15 protein-coding genes are annotated in these 15,363 nt (G+C 57.4%); 6 read left to right on the top strand and 9 right to left on the bottom strand.

Annotated elements, in window-relative coordinates; translation table 11 throughout:
- Positions 1-5 precede the first annotated feature (5 nt).
- The 5 genes from CU081_RS09735 to CU081_RS09715 form a co-directional block, all read right to left on the bottom strand.
- Positions 6-1,316, bottom strand: coding sequence for an amidase (locus tag CU081_RS09735; RefSeq protein WP_022651678.1), 1,311 nt, complete (start codon positions 1,314-1,316; stop codon positions 6-8).
- Between the two features lie 53 nt (positions 1,317-1,369).
- Complete coding sequence (gene hisD, locus CU081_RS09730; RefSeq protein ID WP_022651679.1) at positions 1,370-2,665, bottom strand: histidinol dehydrogenase; 1,296 nt, start codon at positions 2,663-2,665, stop codon at positions 1,370-1,372.
- The gene (locus CU081_RS09725; RefSeq protein WP_015571629.1) at positions 2,666-3,808 is read right to left on the bottom strand and encodes a nuclear transport factor 2 family protein; all 1,143 of its coding nucleotides are present in this window, start codon (positions 3,806-3,808) and stop codon (positions 2,666-2,668) included. It abuts the gene before it with no gap.
- A gap of 105 nt (positions 3,809-3,913) precedes the next feature.
- Positions 3,914-4,885 carry a nuclear transport factor 2 family protein gene (locus CU081_RS09720; RefSeq protein ID WP_015571630.1) on the bottom strand — a complete coding sequence of 324 codons (972 nt, stop codon included), beginning with the start codon at positions 4,883-4,885 and terminating at the stop codon, positions 3,914-3,916.
- Positions 4,882-5,952: a LacI family DNA-binding transcriptional regulator gene (locus CU081_RS09715; protein ID WP_003862277.1), complete on the bottom strand. Its 1,071-nt coding sequence runs from the start codon at positions 5,950-5,952 to the stop codon at positions 4,882-4,884. Before CU081_RS09715 ends, CU081_RS09720 begins: the two co-directional genes overlap by 4 nt.
- 308 nt (positions 5,953-6,260) lie before the next feature.
- On the opposite strand from CU081_RS09715, the gene CU081_RS09710 reads away from it, so the two are divergent.
- From CU081_RS09710 to CU081_RS09685, 6 genes are all read left to right on the top strand, one after another.
- Positions 6,261-7,499, top strand: coding sequence for an MFS transporter (locus CU081_RS09710; protein WP_022651680.1), 1,239 nt, complete (start codon positions 6,261-6,263; stop codon positions 7,497-7,499).
- 75 nt (positions 7,500-7,574) lie between these two features.
- Positions 7,575-8,897: a histidinol dehydrogenase gene (gene hisD, locus CU081_RS09705; RefSeq protein ID WP_003862272.1), complete on the top strand. Its 1,323-nt coding sequence runs from the start codon at positions 7,575-7,577 to the stop codon at positions 8,895-8,897.
- A 3-nt stretch (positions 8,898-8,900) separates the two neighbouring features.
- Complete coding sequence (locus tag CU081_RS09700) at positions 8,901-9,665, top strand: SDR family NAD(P)-dependent oxidoreductase (protein WP_022651681.1); 765 nt, start codon at positions 8,901-8,903, stop codon at positions 9,663-9,665.
- Positions 9,666-9,673: 8 nt separating this feature from the next.
- Positions 9,674-10,417 (top strand): alpha/beta fold hydrolase, encoded by a 744-nt coding sequence (locus CU081_RS09695; RefSeq protein ID WP_022651682.1) that lies wholly within the window; start codon positions 9,674-9,676, stop codon positions 10,415-10,417.
- On the top strand, positions 10,399-11,190 hold the full coding sequence (locus CU081_RS09690) for an HpcH/HpaI aldolase family protein (RefSeq protein WP_022651683.1): 792 nt from the start codon (positions 10,399-10,401) through the stop codon (positions 11,188-11,190). The genes CU081_RS09695 and CU081_RS09690 overlap by 19 nt, the downstream gene beginning before the upstream one ends.
- Positions 11,191-11,201: 11 nt before the next feature.
- Positions 11,202-12,377, top strand: a complete 1,176-nt coding sequence (locus CU081_RS09685; protein WP_022651684.1) for a hypothetical protein — start codon at positions 11,202-11,204, stop codon at positions 12,375-12,377.
- 100 nt (positions 12,378-12,477) lie between these two features.
- On the opposite strand, the gene CU081_RS09680 is transcribed toward CU081_RS09685, so the two are convergent.
- The 4 genes from CU081_RS09680 to CU081_RS09665 are packed head-to-tail and all read right to left on the bottom strand — an operon-like array spanning position 12,478 to position 15,355.
- A complete protein-coding gene (locus CU081_RS09680; RefSeq protein ID WP_022651685.1) occupies positions 12,478-12,897 on the bottom strand; it encodes an ATP-binding protein in 420 nt (139 codons plus the stop codon).
- 7 nt (positions 12,898-12,904) lie between these two features.
- Positions 12,905-13,243 carry an STAS domain-containing protein gene (locus CU081_RS09675; protein WP_003862258.1) on the bottom strand — a complete coding sequence of 113 codons (339 nt, stop codon included), beginning with the start codon at positions 13,241-13,243 and terminating at the stop codon, positions 12,905-12,907.
- Positions 13,233-14,447, bottom strand: a complete 1,215-nt coding sequence (locus CU081_RS09670) for a PP2C family protein-serine/threonine phosphatase (RefSeq protein ID WP_022651686.1) — start codon at positions 14,445-14,447, stop codon at positions 13,233-13,235. Before CU081_RS09670 ends, CU081_RS09675 begins: the two co-directional genes overlap by 11 nt.
- 8 nt (positions 14,448-14,455) lie before the next feature.
- A complete protein-coding gene (locus CU081_RS09665) occupies positions 14,456-15,355 on the bottom strand; it encodes a hypothetical protein (RefSeq protein WP_022651687.1) in 900 nt (299 codons plus the stop codon).
- Positions 15,356-15,363: the final 8 nt, after the last annotated feature.

Genomic DNA, 15,363 nt, shown 5'->3' with positions numbered 1-15,363 from the left:
TGTATCTATCCCTTCTCGCCCAGCGCCCCCTCACACGCCAGCGCCAGCACCATCAGTGCCGCCTCATCCTTCTGCACCGATAACATCTCCATCCCCACCGGCAGACCGATACGGCTTACGCCGCACGGTAACGTAATGGCAGGCAGGCCGCTGATAGCGGCCAGTTCTGGCGCGCAGCCTGGCGGCATCTTCGCCATACTTTCTGGTAACCGTTGTACGGTGGGATACACAAATCCGACGATGCGCTGCGCCTCAGCCACCTGGCAAAGGTTCTGCCGCAACAGGCGCTGAAAGCGACGCCCCGCCAGCCAGAGCGGGGTTTTCAGCGTGTTACTCGCCAGCATCTGACGTAGAAACGGCGCAAACTCCGGCAGGAAAGCGCCGGAGTCCACAATGCTTGTCAGTCCGGAGGGAGCGCCAGGCTGTTTGCTAAGCCAGTCGTCAATCGCCACGCGAAATTCATACAGACTGAGGCAGGTGGCCTGCCTCACCTCTTCAAGGAAAGGGAGTGAAACCTCCACCAGCGTCGCTCCGGCACGGCGCAACGTGTGCAGCGCCGACTGCCAGACCTCCAGCTGTACCTCATCCTCTCCCTGTAACGCGGTTACCACACCAAAGCGAACGCCTTTCAGCGAACGCACAGGAAGCGCAACCGGCGGCAGGCCATGGATCACCGCATGCAGCAAGGCGGCATCTTCAACGCTATGTACCATTGGCCCAACGGTATCTTTGCTGGGCGAGAGCGGCGCTACACCGTCCAGCTGTGAACGGCGAAAGGCAGGCCGTAGCCCCACCAGCCCGGTATAGCTACAGGGAATGCGGATAGAGCCGCCGGTATCGGTACCCAATGCGCCATCCGCCATTCCCGCCGCCACGGCCGCAGCGCATCCTCCGCTGGAACCTCCGGCGGTGAGTGTCGGGCAAAGTGGATTCGCCACATCGCCCCCCAGCGAGCTTCGCGAGCGCACATCGAACGCGAACTCGGACATATTGGCCCTGGCGAGAATAATCGCCCCCGCGCTGCGCAATCGCTGCACGACCCGTGCATCCGCTGTCGCGTTAAGTGAGGCCAGCGCCCGGCAGCCAAGAGTAATGGGCATCGGCGCGCAGGCAATATTATCTTTGACGATCAGCGGCACGCCGTGCAGGGGGCCGATCGGCTCTCCACGTCGACGCTGCTGCTGATGCTGTTCCGCCTGAGACATAGCGTCAGGGTTAACCCCGAGGATCGCGTTGAGCGCCCGGTGCTGCTGTATGACGTCGAGACGTTGGGCAATTTCCTCCGGGCAGTCGTCTGGCGGTATCAGGCGCTTCATAATCTCAGGCTCCCCGTGCTGAAAACCGGGCAGAAGGCTGCCCGGGATACGTTTTAGTCCCGCATGCCGGTAGTAATGGCATCAATGTCCTGCGGACGCAGACGAATTTCCGCCGCCCGTCGGTGCCCCTGCATCCCCTCGGTACGGCTCTGGCGGATCGCCGGTTCTGCGATTGCCGGGATACCCTGCTCGTCAATCCACTGATGGGTACAGATTTTGACGTACGCGCCAACCCACAGACCGCCGGTATAGCGTGCCGCCGCCATCGTCGGTAACGTGTGGTTGGTGCCGCAGCATTTATCAGAGAACACCACACTGGCGTTCTGACCAATAAACAGCGAGCCATAGTTGCGGATCTTCGCCGCCGTCGCGTGCGGATCGCGGGTATGCACCTGCAAATGCTCCGTCGCCATATGGTCAGCAAAAGCAATCAGCTGCGCTTCATCTTCGCAGAGCACAATCTCACCCTGCCGGCGCCACGCCTCCCCCGCCGTTGCCGCCGTTGGCAGGCTGGCGAGCTGACGCTCAACCTCCGCCAGGGTACGCTCAGCGATATCCCGGCTGGTTGTCGCCAGCCCGACGCGGGTATGAATATCGTGCTCTGCCTGCGCCAGCATATCGGCGGCCAGAATGCGCGGGTCGGCGCTGTCGTCCGCGATAGTGAAAATCTCGCTCGGCCCGGCGAGGGCATCAATGCCGACCCGACCAAAAACCTGGCGTTTCGCTTCATTAACGAAGGCGTTGCCTGGCCCAACGATTTTGTCCACCGACGGAATGCTCTCCGTTCCCCAGGCCATAGCCGCAATGGCCTGCGCGCCGCCAACTTTGAAAATGCGGTGCGCGCCTGCCAGATGGCAAACTGCAATCATCGCCGGATGGGCGCCCGGGGGCAGACAGGCGATAATCTGTTCACAACCCGCCACCGTCGCAGGAACAATCGACATCACGGGAGCGGAGAGAATCGGATACCGACCGCCCGGCACGTAGCAGCCCACCGTCTGCACCGGGATGATCCGGTGACCGAGATGCACGCCAGGCAGCGTCTCTACCTCCAGCGGCTGCATGGTCGCCAGCTGCGCCTGCGCAAAACGACGCACCTGATTAATCGCAAACTCACTGTCGCGGCGCGTCTGGGCATCCATCCCCTCCAGTGCTTCGGCGATCTCCTGCTCGCTCACCTCAAACTGCGCGGGCACGACCTTATCAAACTGCTGCGAAAAGGCTCTTAGCGCCGTATCGCCTTCGGTTTTCACGCGCTCGATAATGGCGCTGACCTTCTCCGTCAGGGAACGATCGGCCTGCGCATCCTGCCCCTGCGGGCGCTTAATCCAGCTCACCTTATTTAACATTTACGCGTCCTCCATCTGGCCGAGTTTGATTTGCGCCAACAGCGCCAGATGGTCGTAAACCACCCACTCATCAACAATTTTTCCGTTGACGATGTGGTAGTGCGACATGCCCATCACAAACAGTCGTTCTCCGGTCGGCTTGCCCAGTTCGCCGTAACCCAGGTGATGCCCTTCGATGATCCAGCGAACGGCCACTTTGACGCCGCCTTCATCGCACGGGTTGGAACAAATATGCTGCGGCAGCCACGCGCCGTCAGGGATCATCCCCACCAGCGCCAGCGTCTGATGGGTTACCGCCGCGGTGCCGTACAGCTCTTTCATCAGCGGACCGTGCCACTGTACGTTAGGCGCATACACTTCTTTGATCTTGCCAAACATCCGGCGGTTGTAGATCTCATGCAGCCAACGCAGGCACTGCTCCTCAGTATCAGTGTGCGCAATGGATACATCGCACTCCATCTCCGGCGGATATTGCCCCAGCATGCGGCCGTTTTCGCCGATGTCCATCACGCGGAAGCCTTTATCGAACTGCTCTTTTGCCATATTAAATGCGATTTGATCGGTGTTCAGGCCAAGCTGTTTCATTAACGACATGTTGTCGCTGACCACCCACTCCCGATAAATTTTATTCTCGTGGATCATGCAATCCGCCACGGTCCGGGTAACGAAGGTGCGGTTGGTCGGCTTGCCTAAATGGCTGTGCTGGGTATGCCGCCCGCTTCCCGTCACCAGGTGAGAGGTATAAAAACCGTCAACATCATTTCCGTTCCAGATAACCTGGGTTGCCATTCCGCGCCGTTCCGGGAAGGCAATTAAGCGTTGCAGCGTATCCTGTACCACCTGTTCACGGTTATAGAGTGTCCCCAGCGCGTTATACAGCACGCAGTTATGGGTATAGTGAGAATAAATTAAGCCGACATCGCGCTCGTCCCATATTTTATGGGTGCAGCGAACGATATAATCGACAATATCGGTATAGCAGTCATCAAAGCCGCGTAATGATTGCACACGCGGTCTTTTTTCCGGTACCAGATCGACAAAATCACGACGCTCCACCTGTAATACAGGTTCCTCTTTCAGCGATTTCACGCTGCTTTTTTCGGGTACGGCTGGTGCTTTATTTGTTGCTTCGGTGGAAGACATATAAACTCCTGCTCTGTTTTCAGACAATAAGAACCCGCACCCGTAAGTGAGGGTGAATTAAACACGGTTAATATTTGCAGCCGGAATAAGGGGGCTGCCGCCCCATTAATTAAATATTTGCGACCAAATCGCTAATTCATCGATCCCCAGGTATTCACGGAAAATTAAACCATCACGTAATTCAAGCTGGCTGATACCGGTAATTGATATGGGTTTACGGGTCGGCGCACCAAATTTGCCGTAACCGTCATGCCAGGTTAACAACGACCAGCGCAATGAAAGTCGAATCGGCTCATTAGGATCTTTACGCACAATCAGGTGATGAAGTTGCGTTTCGCTGTCGGCAAATGAAGCGCGATAACCGGAAAGCTGTGCGCCAATTTCCTGTTCGCCGGTGCAGAGGCAGTGCCCCGGCGCGTACAGCGTCGCCGCCGGGTGATAGAGACCGGGCACCACGCCGCTGTTACCGCCCGCCCACATCGTTAAGTAGCGCTCAACGACCCCGGCCAGCGCCCCTTCCACGTCGTCGCCCTCGGGCCCGCCCGCCCAGCGGGCGTCCAGCGTCTCAGCAGACACAGATTCCAGCCCAAGCTGCTGGCGCATGGTCGCCAGGTTAAAAGCAAAATCGCGGACATCCAGCCCCAGTTGCGCCACAATCGCGGCACGATCCTGAAGCAGCCACTCCTGGCGTACGGCACCATCAACACAGATGCGATCGGCCCAGGTGCGGACCCAGACATTTTTCCCCGTCGGCGGGCCAAAAAATCCCTCCCCCTGGTGCTGAATGCGGGCTACGGTACGCTGCGCCGCATAGTACTCATCCCCCGGGTTCTGGCTGCACAGAATATCCTCCGTCAGCACCGCTCGCTGCGGGAAGCTGTGCATCGCCTCAAGCGTCAGGCGCATAAACTGGGAAAGCTCATGCAGCTGTTTTTCGGGGGTAGTGAAAACCACCGGCGTGGCGTAAAAATCCGCCAGCTGGCCGATATCTTTCTGCTCCCACACCACGTGCGTCAGCGTCAAAATGAACTGCTGGATAGAGTCGAATTGAGGGCTGAAGCCCCGCAATCTGGTCATGTGCGCTCCTTAGACTGGAATAGCGTTAAACCATTGGTTTCGATAACGCCGCTGCGTGGGCGACGCGCCGAGTGGCGTATCACCAGCGTACCGGGCACCGTAATCTGTTCAGGCTCTATGGTTCCGCTGTCAATTTGTTTCATTAACAGTTCCACCGTGGCATCCACCATCGCGCCGACCGGCTGCGACGCCGAGGTCAACGCATAAGAGGGCCAGCCGGAAGGGCCAATGTCGTCATACCCGACAACGGAGACCTCCTCCGGAATGCGCAAACCAAACTCATAGCGCGCCACATCCATTACCGTGACGGCCATATGATCGTTGGCGACAAAGACCGCATCCGGCGCTGGCGACGTCGAAAACAGGGTATAGGCTGCCCGGGTGGTTTGCTGAGCGTCGTAATTCCCGTGCACCACCCGCACATCGGTGATGCCATGTTCTTCCAGCGTGGAGATGAACCCGCGCTGGCGGGCAATATTGACCGGGGAATCGGCCACGCCGCCCACGTAGGCAAAACGCTTGTGCTCCCCCGCCAGCAGAAACTCGGCAATCTGCCGCGCGGCCGCTTCGTTATTACTGTTGACGCTGGAGGCCATGCCACTCTCTTCGCTGCGGTTAAACAGCACTACCGGGATCCCGGCGGCAAGGCATTCTTCAGATAACTCCAGCGACAGCGTCACCGAGGCCAGCACAATACCATCCACCCGGTACTGCATAATCTGGTCAAAAATACGGTCAACGTTGCCTTCCCGGTCGCCAACGAACAGCAGCAGGTGATAGTTCAGCGTATCCAGCTTTTGCGCCAGCGCCTCCAGCACCTGCGAGTAAAAGGGGTTATCAAAGTAAGAAATGACGACACCGATAATGCGCGAACGAGCCGTGTTGAGCGAACGGGCGATCGCATTCGGGCGATAACCCAGCTCGCGCGCTGCCTTCAGCACTTTTTCACGCGTTGCCGGCGAAATGCTCGCCCCCGGCGTGAACGTTCGCGACACCGCAGATTGCGATACCCCCGCCAGCTGAGCGACCTGTTGGGATGTGACTGCTGCAAAAGTCTTACGTTTCATTACCCCTGATTCCTTATCAACGTCCTGCCCATTTGCGCGTGCTTCAAACGCCTCAGCAAGTGGGTGTTTTTTATACTTACACCACCTTTGCATGCGTATGCAACACAAAAAATTAAAATTCTCACAACAAGATCGAGATCACTTTACAAACATGAAACCTTTTCGTAACTTCAAATCTTGAATACGTATGCAAAGAGTTTTCATACCGTCAATGGTACCGGAGAGAACAGGAGTCGCCCAAAGGATTGAACCGGTAAACGTCGTCCCTGACTGGTTATAACCCATTAATTCTCAAGAGGTTCAAAACCATGTTTCAAGCACTGTTACGCCGTCGGGAAGCCCGGCTCTTTTTTATCATCAGCATCCTGTTCTTTATCTGCATCCATAGCATTGATGCATTCCTGGCCCCCATGATGATCAACCAGGGCATTGAGCCACAGATCATGGGCATCATTATGGGCGCGTCTGGTCTGGCAACCCTTCTGATACGCTTCCCGTTAGGCATTATTTCCGACGTGGTTAAAAGCCGCAGGATCTTCATCCAGATTGGCCTGCTGCTGCCAATTATCGCCTGGCCGATTGCCTGGCTTGAACCCAATGCCATTACGCTGTATCTGGCGAAAGCGGCAGACGGCGTCACGGCGGCGACCTGGGTGCTGTACAACATCCTGTTCATGCGTTACTTCGGTCGCAACGAAGCCCCTGCCGCCGTCGCGCTGCTGGCGCTTGCAGGGCCCATCGGCGTGTTTCTCGGCAACTGTATTGGCGCGGTGCTGATTCACTATTTCGCCAATAACATCGCCTTTTTTGTCTCCTGCATCTCCGCCCTGGTGGCGTTGATCCTGACGACCCGCATTCAGGACGTGCACGACCCGGTTCAGGCCCCCACGCTTAAAGCCTGCATTACCGGCGCGCGCCAGCAGCTGGCCGACCGTTCCGTCTGGCTGATTGGCATTCTGGCGACCGTCGTCATTCTGGTGCCCTTCGCCACCCGCGACACGCTGACGCCGGTCTATGCCGAGCAGCTTGGCGCCCGGGCGGGGATCCTCGCGCTGCTGGGTAACATTCACCTTCTTTTTTACGGGCTGGCCATCGCCCTGTGCAGCTCGGTGTTTTATCAGCGACTTGGGCTGGTAAAAACCGCCGTGCTCGGCATCGTTTTACAGGTGATATCCACTTTCGGCATTCCCTTCACCAGCAATATCTATGTTATTTACCTGTGGCAGGCGCTGGCGGGGTTCTCGTTCGGTATGGCCTTTGCGGCATTCATGTCGCTCAGCGTAGTGAATACCTCGTCTGATGAACAATCCACGCGAATGGGGCTATTCCAGACCATTTATTCCTGCGGCATGTTTGTCGGGCCGGTAATGATGGGCGTAATGATGCAACATATTAACCTGTCGTCCGGTTATATATTGATTGCCGCCCTTTCCGTTGTGGCCGCTATTGCCACGCCGCTGTCCGCTCGATGGGTATATGCCCGTAAAACGCAAACCTCAGCCCAATTATTAAAAAACGGTGCGTACGCTGCCGCGCCGGATCAATAACCCTTTCTGAAGTAAATACCCTTTCCCGGCTCGCCGGGAGGACAACTGACATCTGAAAAAAGTAAGGAGAAGCGAGTGTCCTGGAAATTAAAAACCGGTAAATCTACCGAAGAGCGCCAGCAAGCCAACCAGCAAATAAGAGAAACGGTTGAACAAATACTTGCGGATATTGAAAAACGCGGAAATAAAGCCATTCGCGAATTATCCATTAAATTCGATCGTTATGACCGTCAGGATTATCGTCTGACGTCCGCGGAGATTGACCGCTGCATAAAACAGTTAAGCCGTCAGGATATTCAGGATATTGAATTCGCCCAACAGCAGGTCGCGAATTTTGCCCGCGCGCAGAAAGAATGTCTGCGGGACCTGGAAATTGAAACGCGTCCCGGCGTTATTCTCGGGCATAAAAATATTCCGATTAACGCCGTGGGATGTTACGTGCCTGGCGGAAAATATCCCCTGCTCGCCTCCGCGCACATGTCGATCATCACCGCCAGCGTGGCGGGATGCTCAAGAATTATCAGCTGTGCCCCGCCGTTTAACGGTCAGCCCGCCCCGGCGATCGTCGCGGCGCAAAAAATGGCTGGCGCAACGGAAATCTATGCCCTTGGCGGCATTCAGGCGATAGGCGCCATGGCGCTGGGCACGGACTCGCTGGCACCGGTCGACATGCTGGTCGGCCCCGGTAACGCCTTCGTCGCGGAGGCCAAACGACAGCTGTTCGGCCGGGTAGGTATCGATCTGTTTGCCGGTCCGACGGAAACGCTGGTGATTGCCGATGACACGGTTGACGCGGAAATGTGCGCCACGGATCTGCTGGGCCAGGCCGAACACGGCGTCACCACCCCTGCCATCCTGCTGACGAACTCGCTCCAGCTTGCCAAAGAGACGCTCAGCGAAGTGGAACGGCTGCTGGAAAAGCTCCCTACCGCCGACATTGCCCGCCAGTCGTGGCAGGACTACGGGGAAATCATCGTCTGCGACAGCTACGATGAGATGCTGCTGGAGGCAGATCGTATCGCTTCCGAACATGTTCAGGTGATGACCGACCGGGACGACTGGTTCCTGGCTAACCTGACCAATTACGGCGCGCTGTTCCTTGGACCACGTACTAACGTGGCCTACGGCGATAAGGTGATCGGCACCAACCACACCCTGCCCACGCAGAAAGCCGCACGTTATACCGGCGGCCTGTGGGTGGGCAAGTTCATGAAAACCTGCACCTTCCAGAAAGTCCTCAGCGACGAAGCCACCGCCGAAATCGGCAGCTATTGTTCGCGTCTGTCGCTCCTGGAGGGGTTCGCCGGACATGCCGAGCAGGCCAATATTCGCGTGCGCCGTTATGGCCAGACGGAAGTTCCCTACGCCACACCGGCCCCGGTCAGGGAAAAGGTGTAAGCCATGACGCTTTTGCAAACGCCCTCTTTCACCCTGCACGGCAAACGCGCGCTGGTGACCGGCGGGTCAAGAGGGATTGGCTTCGCTGCCGCCGTCGCCCTCGCACAGGCAGGGGCAGAGGTCTGGATTGCCGCCCGGGGCCGCGAGGCGCTGGCGCATGCCGCAGGTCTGGCAGCGGAACACAGGCTCGCATTCCACCCGCTGGAACTGGATATTACCGACGCTCAGGAGGTGGAGCGTGTGCTGGCGACGTTGCCCACGCCCGACATTCTGGTGAACAGTGCCGGGCTGGCCCGCCACCAGCCGTTTCTTGAGGTGAACGAGGACAATTTCGATGCGGTGATGACACTTAACCTGCGCGCCACCTTTTTTGTCAGCCAGCGCGTGGCGCGCAGAATGCGGGCGGGCAGTAAGGGAGGAGCGATTATTCACATCTCATCGCAAATGGGACACGTTGGCGGCCCCGAGCGTAGCGTGTACTGCGCTTCCAAATTCGCGCTAGAAGGGTTAACCCGAACGATGGCGCTGGAGCTGGGCGATGCGGGGATCCGCGTCAATACGCTGTGCCCGACCTTCATTGAAACCGACCTGACGCGTTCGTCGCTTGCCGATCCGGCGTTCCGCCACTACGTGCTGGACAATATCAAGCTGCGCCGGTTAGGCAGGCTGGAGGACATTATGGGGCCGGTGGTGTTCCTCGCCTCAGACGCCGCCGGGCTGATCACCGGCAGTGCCCTGATGGTTGACGGCGGCTGGACGGCTACGTGAGGGATGCAATGGAATATCCGCTTCTGGACAATACCGATCTGCCGCTGGTGCTGCTTGGTGGCACCCTGTGTAACGTCCGGCTCTGGCAGCCCGTCATTGAAAGGCTGAACGTCTCAGCGGTGCTGTGCATCACGCTGACGGGCGCAGAGTCCGCGCCGCAGGCGTCACGGCGGTTATTAAAGGTTCTGCCGCCGCGCTTTCTGCTGGCGGGCTTTTCGCTCGGCGCGATTGTCGCGCTGCAAATGGCCGCCGACGCGCCAGAAAGAGTGAACGGGCTGACGCTGATTTCCGTTAATCCGTTGCCCGTTGCGCCAGACACCCTCGCTTCACGCCGGGAAGCGGTACACACCGCACAGGCGCGGGGCCTGGCCGACTGGCTGGTCTCCTCGCTGTGGCAGAGCTATGTCGCCCCGTCACGTCTGTCCGATCGGATCCTGCAAGAGACTATTTGCCGAATGGCGCAAGAGTGCGGCATTGAGACCTTTGCCGGGCAAACGGAAATGGCCATTCACCGGCAGGACAACCGGACTGCGTTTAACGCCCTCGCCTGCCCCACATTACTTCTAAACGGCGCGCAGGACGTTATCTGCACGCCTCATCATCATCAACTACTGGCAGCAGGCAATGCGAACGTGACCAGGCATACGGTGGAGGCTGGCGGGCATTTTATTCCGCTGGAAACCCCGGATGAGATCGCGCCGCTGCTGCGTCAGTGGATAACGGAGTGCATACAGTGCGCAAAAACAGTTTAAAGACCGCATTTCTGGAAAATACCCCGATCGTTAACGGCTGGCTGGCAATCCCCTCCGGGTATAGCGCGGAAATTATGGGCCATCAGGGTTACGACGCCGTCACCGTCGATTTGCAGCACGGCATGATTGATTTTGCCAGCGCGTTGTCGATGCTACAGGCGCTATCGGCCACGCCTGCCGTGCCGCTGGTGCGGGTGGCAGATAACGATCCGGCGCAAATCATGCGCGTATTAGACGCAGGAGCCTACGGCGTAATCTGCCCGATGATCTCCAGCGCGGAACAGGCTCGCCGTTTTGTCGCGGCCTGTCGCTATCCACCGCTGGGGGTTCGCTCCTTTGGTCCGGCCAGAGGTCTACTCTATGGCGGCAGCGATTATCCACAGCACGCCAACGACGAGATCCTGACGCTGGCAATGATCGAAACCCGACAAGGGCTGGCGGATCTTGACGCCATCCTTGATACCGAAGGGCTGGACGGTGTGTTTATTGGCCCCAACGATCTCTCGCTGACGCTGACCGGCAGTGCCAGCGCCGAATCCCAACATCCCGAAATGCTTGCTGCTATTGAGCGGGTGATTCACTGCTGCCGCCAGCAGCAAAAGATTGCCGGTATTTTCTGCACTTCCGGCGCGGCCGCGGCAGCGCGTATTGCTCAGGGTTTCCAGTTTGTTACCCCTGCAAACGACGTTATGCAGCTGGGTCGCGCCTCACGTGAAGCCATTGCCCTCGCCCGCGGCAACGCCATCCCTACCACCGGTGCATCCGGTTATTAAAAGGAGAAATGATGAAAACTATCCATCTTACCCAGAGCCAGGCACGAACACGGTTAATCGCCCCCGACGATATGGTCTCCTGCAATCTTGCTTTTATTGATTGCAAGCTACCCGGCTCGCATCTCAAACAAAACTATTCCTTCATCGGCCCGGGTGTAACCCAGTCCAGCGAGCAGGTCGTCAATATTCCCGAGCCGCACGGCTTTAACATTGGCGCGGCGGCTATGCCAAAAGGGGTGACGAATAACCTGCATCTGCATTTCACCGCAGAAGTGTTCCTGATCCATGAAGGGACGTGGCGTTTTCGCTGGGGCGCCAACGGCGAGCATGAAGCTGAATTTAGCGCGCCCACCATCCTCTCAATACCGACCTGGATCTTCCGCGGTTTCACCAACGTCAGTAAAGAAGATACCTGCGGCATGGTATTTACCGTGCTCGGCGGGGACAACACGGGCGGCATCATCTGGCACCCGTCAGTGCTGGCGGCTGCCAGCGAATACGGTATGTATCTCAGCAAGGATAATATGCTGATTGCGCAGGAGCCAGGTGAACCAACGCCCGAGCCCGCCGCGCTGCTGACGCCGCTGTCAGAGCAATATATTGCCAGTCTGCGTGACTACAGCGTTGAGGAGATGCGCCAGCGTGCGGTAACCGGCGATGACCGCCGCTGGTCAGCACAGGGACTGCTGGATTCGGTGCTGCCGGGACACGGCGGCGAAATTGCGCCGGTTATCGGTTTCGGCATTTCACAGGATCGGGATTCCGCTCCCGCTATCCTGAGCCCGCACGGTTTTTCCGTCGAATGGTTGCGTCTTGCTGACGACCACATTGTCGGTCGCCATCTCTGCCCGGATATTCAGGTGATCATGGTCTTTAAAGGCCAGCTGGAGGTGACCTGGAACGAGGCGGGTAAGGAAGTCAGCATTATCGCCCCGGAACGTTCGGTGATCTCCATTCCGGCAAACAGCTGGCGCCGCTACCGCTCGGTTGATGGCAATGTGGAGTTTATTCTGACGACCCGGGGCGATCAGCGTAAGCGCCTCTACTGGGACGAGGCGATTCTGCACGAGGCGAGAGAACACAATCGCTGTATCGATCCTGATGGCTACGTGGCGGATGCCGACATCCTGCCAGCCACGGCCCGTCGGGCCGGTGCAATACTGGCAAAATGGCAGGCGGAGGCCTGACTGGGCTTGTGCTCGTCATCACGATACTGGCGCAGATTGATCACTGCGCCATTGTGAATACCCACATACCGCCCTGATCGGACCTTCTTAAACGTCACAATTATCCGACCATCCTCTTCTCCAGAACGGTGATATTTTTCCCTGCAATATTTTCTACCGTGAAATTATCCACATACAACAAAATGAGTTTCAGTCCTCTGCCGCTTTCAGCCAAAAGAGAGGCATCGAACGTCGCGTCGTCACGCACCGCCGCGAGACGTTCAGCGGGAAATTTATCGCCATCGTCCGTAAAACGCAGCGCCGCGTCCGAGACGGTAACGATGAACTCCACGGTGAAGCAACGTTCCGGATCCTCATGTAGCGCATGACGAATAATGTTGGTAGCCGTTTCACAGGCGGCGAGATCGAGCGCAAAGCGCCAGTCATCGCTAACGGACAGCGAAGCCATCTGACGCTCAAGCCATGCCGCAAGCGGCGAGACGGAGGTTAACGTGGCGGGAAAAGTAATGTCGTTAGCCACAGTCAACTCACTGATTTAGATGCGAAAGTGCCGTAGCGCGATCCGGGCAAATGCGAAATATGCGATCCATACGGGTCAGGGTGAACATGTTGCGTATACCGGGGTTCAGCGCACACAGCATCATTTCACCTTTACCATTCATCATCTTCAGCAGGGAAACCAGTGCGCCAAGGCCGCTGCTGTCGATAAAATCGATTTTGCTGAAATCGACTATCAGGGCCTTACGATCCACCCCAATCTCCCGGGCAATAGCTTCCTTAAATACCGCCGCCACCGAGGCGTCCAGTCGGCGCACCGAAGGCGTCATAATGTTTACGTCGTCCAGTCGGTCTGTATCAATGTTCATCGTTTACTCCTGTACGCTCAATCACTAATAAGGAAACATCGTCTGCCATGGCCTGCTGTTCACGGCATTTTCCGCTGCGCCAGCGTATAAGATGCTGCGCAAACTGCGGTAAGAGCCGTTCCAGTGCGAGCGTGGCGTCATCCTGAAGCCGACGCTGCAAACGAGCCTGACCAAATTGTTCGTTGTCAGGATTTTCACACTCGGTGATGCCATCGCTAAACAGGCAGAGGCGCTCACCCGGCGCCAGCGAGAAGCTTACGTCTGACCAGCTGAGATCCGGCATCAATCCTACCGGCGCGCCGCCTTCACCTACCGTCCTGACCTCGCCGCCAGGGTTCACAATGAACGGCGTAGGATGCCCGGCCTGGCAAAGCTTGCCTTCACCTGTTGTCAGGTCGATAACACCGTAAATCATGGTGAAATAACTCATTATCTCAACCTCTTCGCTGCAAAAGCGACCATTCAGGATCCGAACGACTTCCGCAGGGGAGGCAACGTCGCTATCGTCCGCAAACAGAAAACGCTCTACCGCCCTGCCATGCAGAAACTGACGGGCCACGGCAAGTGACATCATCGCCGCACCAACGCCGTGCCCCGACACATCTACACAGTAGAATCCCAGGTGATTGTCCAGCGGGAAGACATTGAAAATATCGCCGGACACCCAGGCTGACGGCAAAAAAATCCAGTCTGCAAAGTAATCCCGGTAACGCAACTGATGCGCAGGCAGAACCGACTGCTGGATCCGCGCCGCCACTTCAAGGTCTTGCTCTATCTGCCTTAACGCCTCACTGAGGCGTGCATTACGCGTAGCAAGCGTGGCCTCAAGGGACAGAACCCGTGCCCCCGCGTGCAATCGCGCCCGCAGCTCACTCTGCTCGACCGGCTTGTTGAGAAAATCATCCGCACCGGCGTCAAACCCCACCGTCAGATCGCCCGGCTCTTCGCGTGCGGTAAGCAAAATTAAATAAACATAATGTCCGAACTGACGGCTGCGAACCTCCCGGCACAACGTCAGGCCATCCATTTCCGGCATATCCCAGTCGCTGATCACCAGGCTGACTGGCTGGTTTTCGAGGATCTCAAGCGCGGCAACGCCGTTCTCCGCCTCGTAGACGGTATACCCCCACTGCGTCAGCATTCTGCTAAGCAGGCGACGATAAACCAGTGAGTCTTCAACTATCAGGACGTGCTGTGAAAACATACGCCCTCCTAAATCGGTAAGAACCAGATGACGCTGACGGTGCCTTCCCGGAATTTACCGCTGCCGCTCTGGTGACCGGGGTAACGGGTGCCGGAGTAGTTAGCATACTGAACAGAGAATGAACCTGGCGTATAACCCGCATAGCCAAAACTATAGCTGTAATCGCCGTTCCAGGGCTGTTGCTGGCTGCTGTCCGGAAACCAGAACGCCGTGGCGCGCACGAAGAAGTGCTGCTTAAAGGTATAACCACACCCGCCCAATACCACGTTCTTGTTTTTGCGGATATCGTTGCTGTCCAGATCGTAATAACGCGGAACCCAGCTGTAGCCCATCTGGCAAATGATAGAGTCGCCTTTGTTAATCAGGAGCGTATTCTCTATCGGTTTCGGCAGTGAAAATTTATACGCCAGCGTCACGGCCCCCTGCTCAAAATAGGTGTGGCGACGGTTTCCTGACGTCCAGAAGCGGTTATCCCCGTAATTGCTGTACACCAGGCTGAAAGTGTTGGCATGCCAGTCATCATAGCCAAAACTGTAACGAAAATCGGCCGTGTAGCGGCTGGTGTCCGTCACCGGCAAACGCGATGTCACGTTAGCAAACCAGTAACTGTAGGGTGAGTATTGCAGGCTGAGATTAAGCGTCTGGTTGTATTTACGTTTCTGCTCTGCGGTGTCCGAGCTGTTAGGGATAGTCATCCACTGCTCTTTTAGTCCCGAACTAAAGCTCAGCGCGCCAGAGAAGACGTCTTCATTACCGGAGAACAGGCGACCCCAGCGGCTGGTGAACACGCCAGCCTGCACCGGCTCGCCGTTCTTGTCACGTAGTGAATCCGCATCGTCCTTCGGCGCCGACTCTGCGCCAGTGGCAACGCACAGCAGTGCGCAGGTCAGCAAAAATTTATCCCGCATCAGCCCTT

Origin of the sequence: Enterobacter sp. CRENT-193, from assembly GCF_002787395.1 — a bacterium.
Taxonomy (GTDB): domain Bacteria; phylum Pseudomonadota; class Gammaproteobacteria; order Enterobacterales; family Enterobacteriaceae; genus Enterobacter; species Enterobacter hormaechei_C.
This window is presented reverse-complemented; position numbering and strand designations above follow the sequence as displayed.

Excerpts from the sequence above, each read along its gene's own strand:
- CU081_RS09735 (WP_022651678.1), bottom strand. The coding sequence starts at position 1,316 with ATGAAGCGCCTGATACCGCCAGACGACTGCCCGGAGGAAATTGCCCAA.
- hisD (WP_022651679.1), bottom strand. The coding sequence starts at position 2,665 with ATGTTAAATAAGGTGAGCTGGATTAAGCGCCCGCAGGGGCAGGATGCG.
- CU081_RS09725 (WP_015571629.1), bottom strand. The coding sequence starts at position 3,808 with ATGTCTTCCACCGAAGCAACAAATAAAGCACCAGCCGTACCCGAAAAA.
- CU081_RS09720 (WP_015571630.1), bottom strand. The coding sequence starts at position 4,885 with ATGACCAGATTGCGGGGCTTCAGCCCTCAATTCGACTCTATCCAGCAG.
- CU081_RS09715 (WP_003862277.1), bottom strand. The coding sequence starts at position 5,952 with ATGAAACGTAAGACTTTTGCAGCAGTCACATCCCAACAGGTCGCTCAG.
- CU081_RS09710 (WP_022651680.1), top strand. The coding sequence starts at position 6,261 with ATGTTTCAAGCACTGTTACGCCGTCGGGAAGCCCGGCTCTTTTTTATC.
- CU081_RS09700 (WP_022651681.1), top strand. The coding sequence starts at position 8,901 with ATGACGCTTTTGCAAACGCCCTCTTTCACCCTGCACGGCAAACGCGCG.
- CU081_RS09695 (WP_022651682.1), top strand. The coding sequence starts at position 9,674 with ATGGAATATCCGCTTCTGGACAATACCGATCTGCCGCTGGTGCTGCTT.
- CU081_RS09685 (WP_022651684.1), top strand. The coding sequence starts at position 11,202 with ATGAAAACTATCCATCTTACCCAGAGCCAGGCACGAACACGGTTAATC.
- CU081_RS09675 (WP_003862258.1), bottom strand. The coding sequence starts at position 13,243 with ATGAACATTGATACAGACCGACTGGACGACGTAAACATTATGACGCCT.
- CU081_RS09670 (WP_022651686.1), bottom strand. The coding sequence starts at position 14,447 with ATGTTTTCACAGCACGTCCTGATAGTTGAAGACTCACTGGTTTATCGT.
- CU081_RS09665 (WP_022651687.1), bottom strand. The coding sequence starts at position 15,355 with ATGCGGGATAAATTTTTGCTGACCTGCGCACTGCTGTGCGTTGCCACT.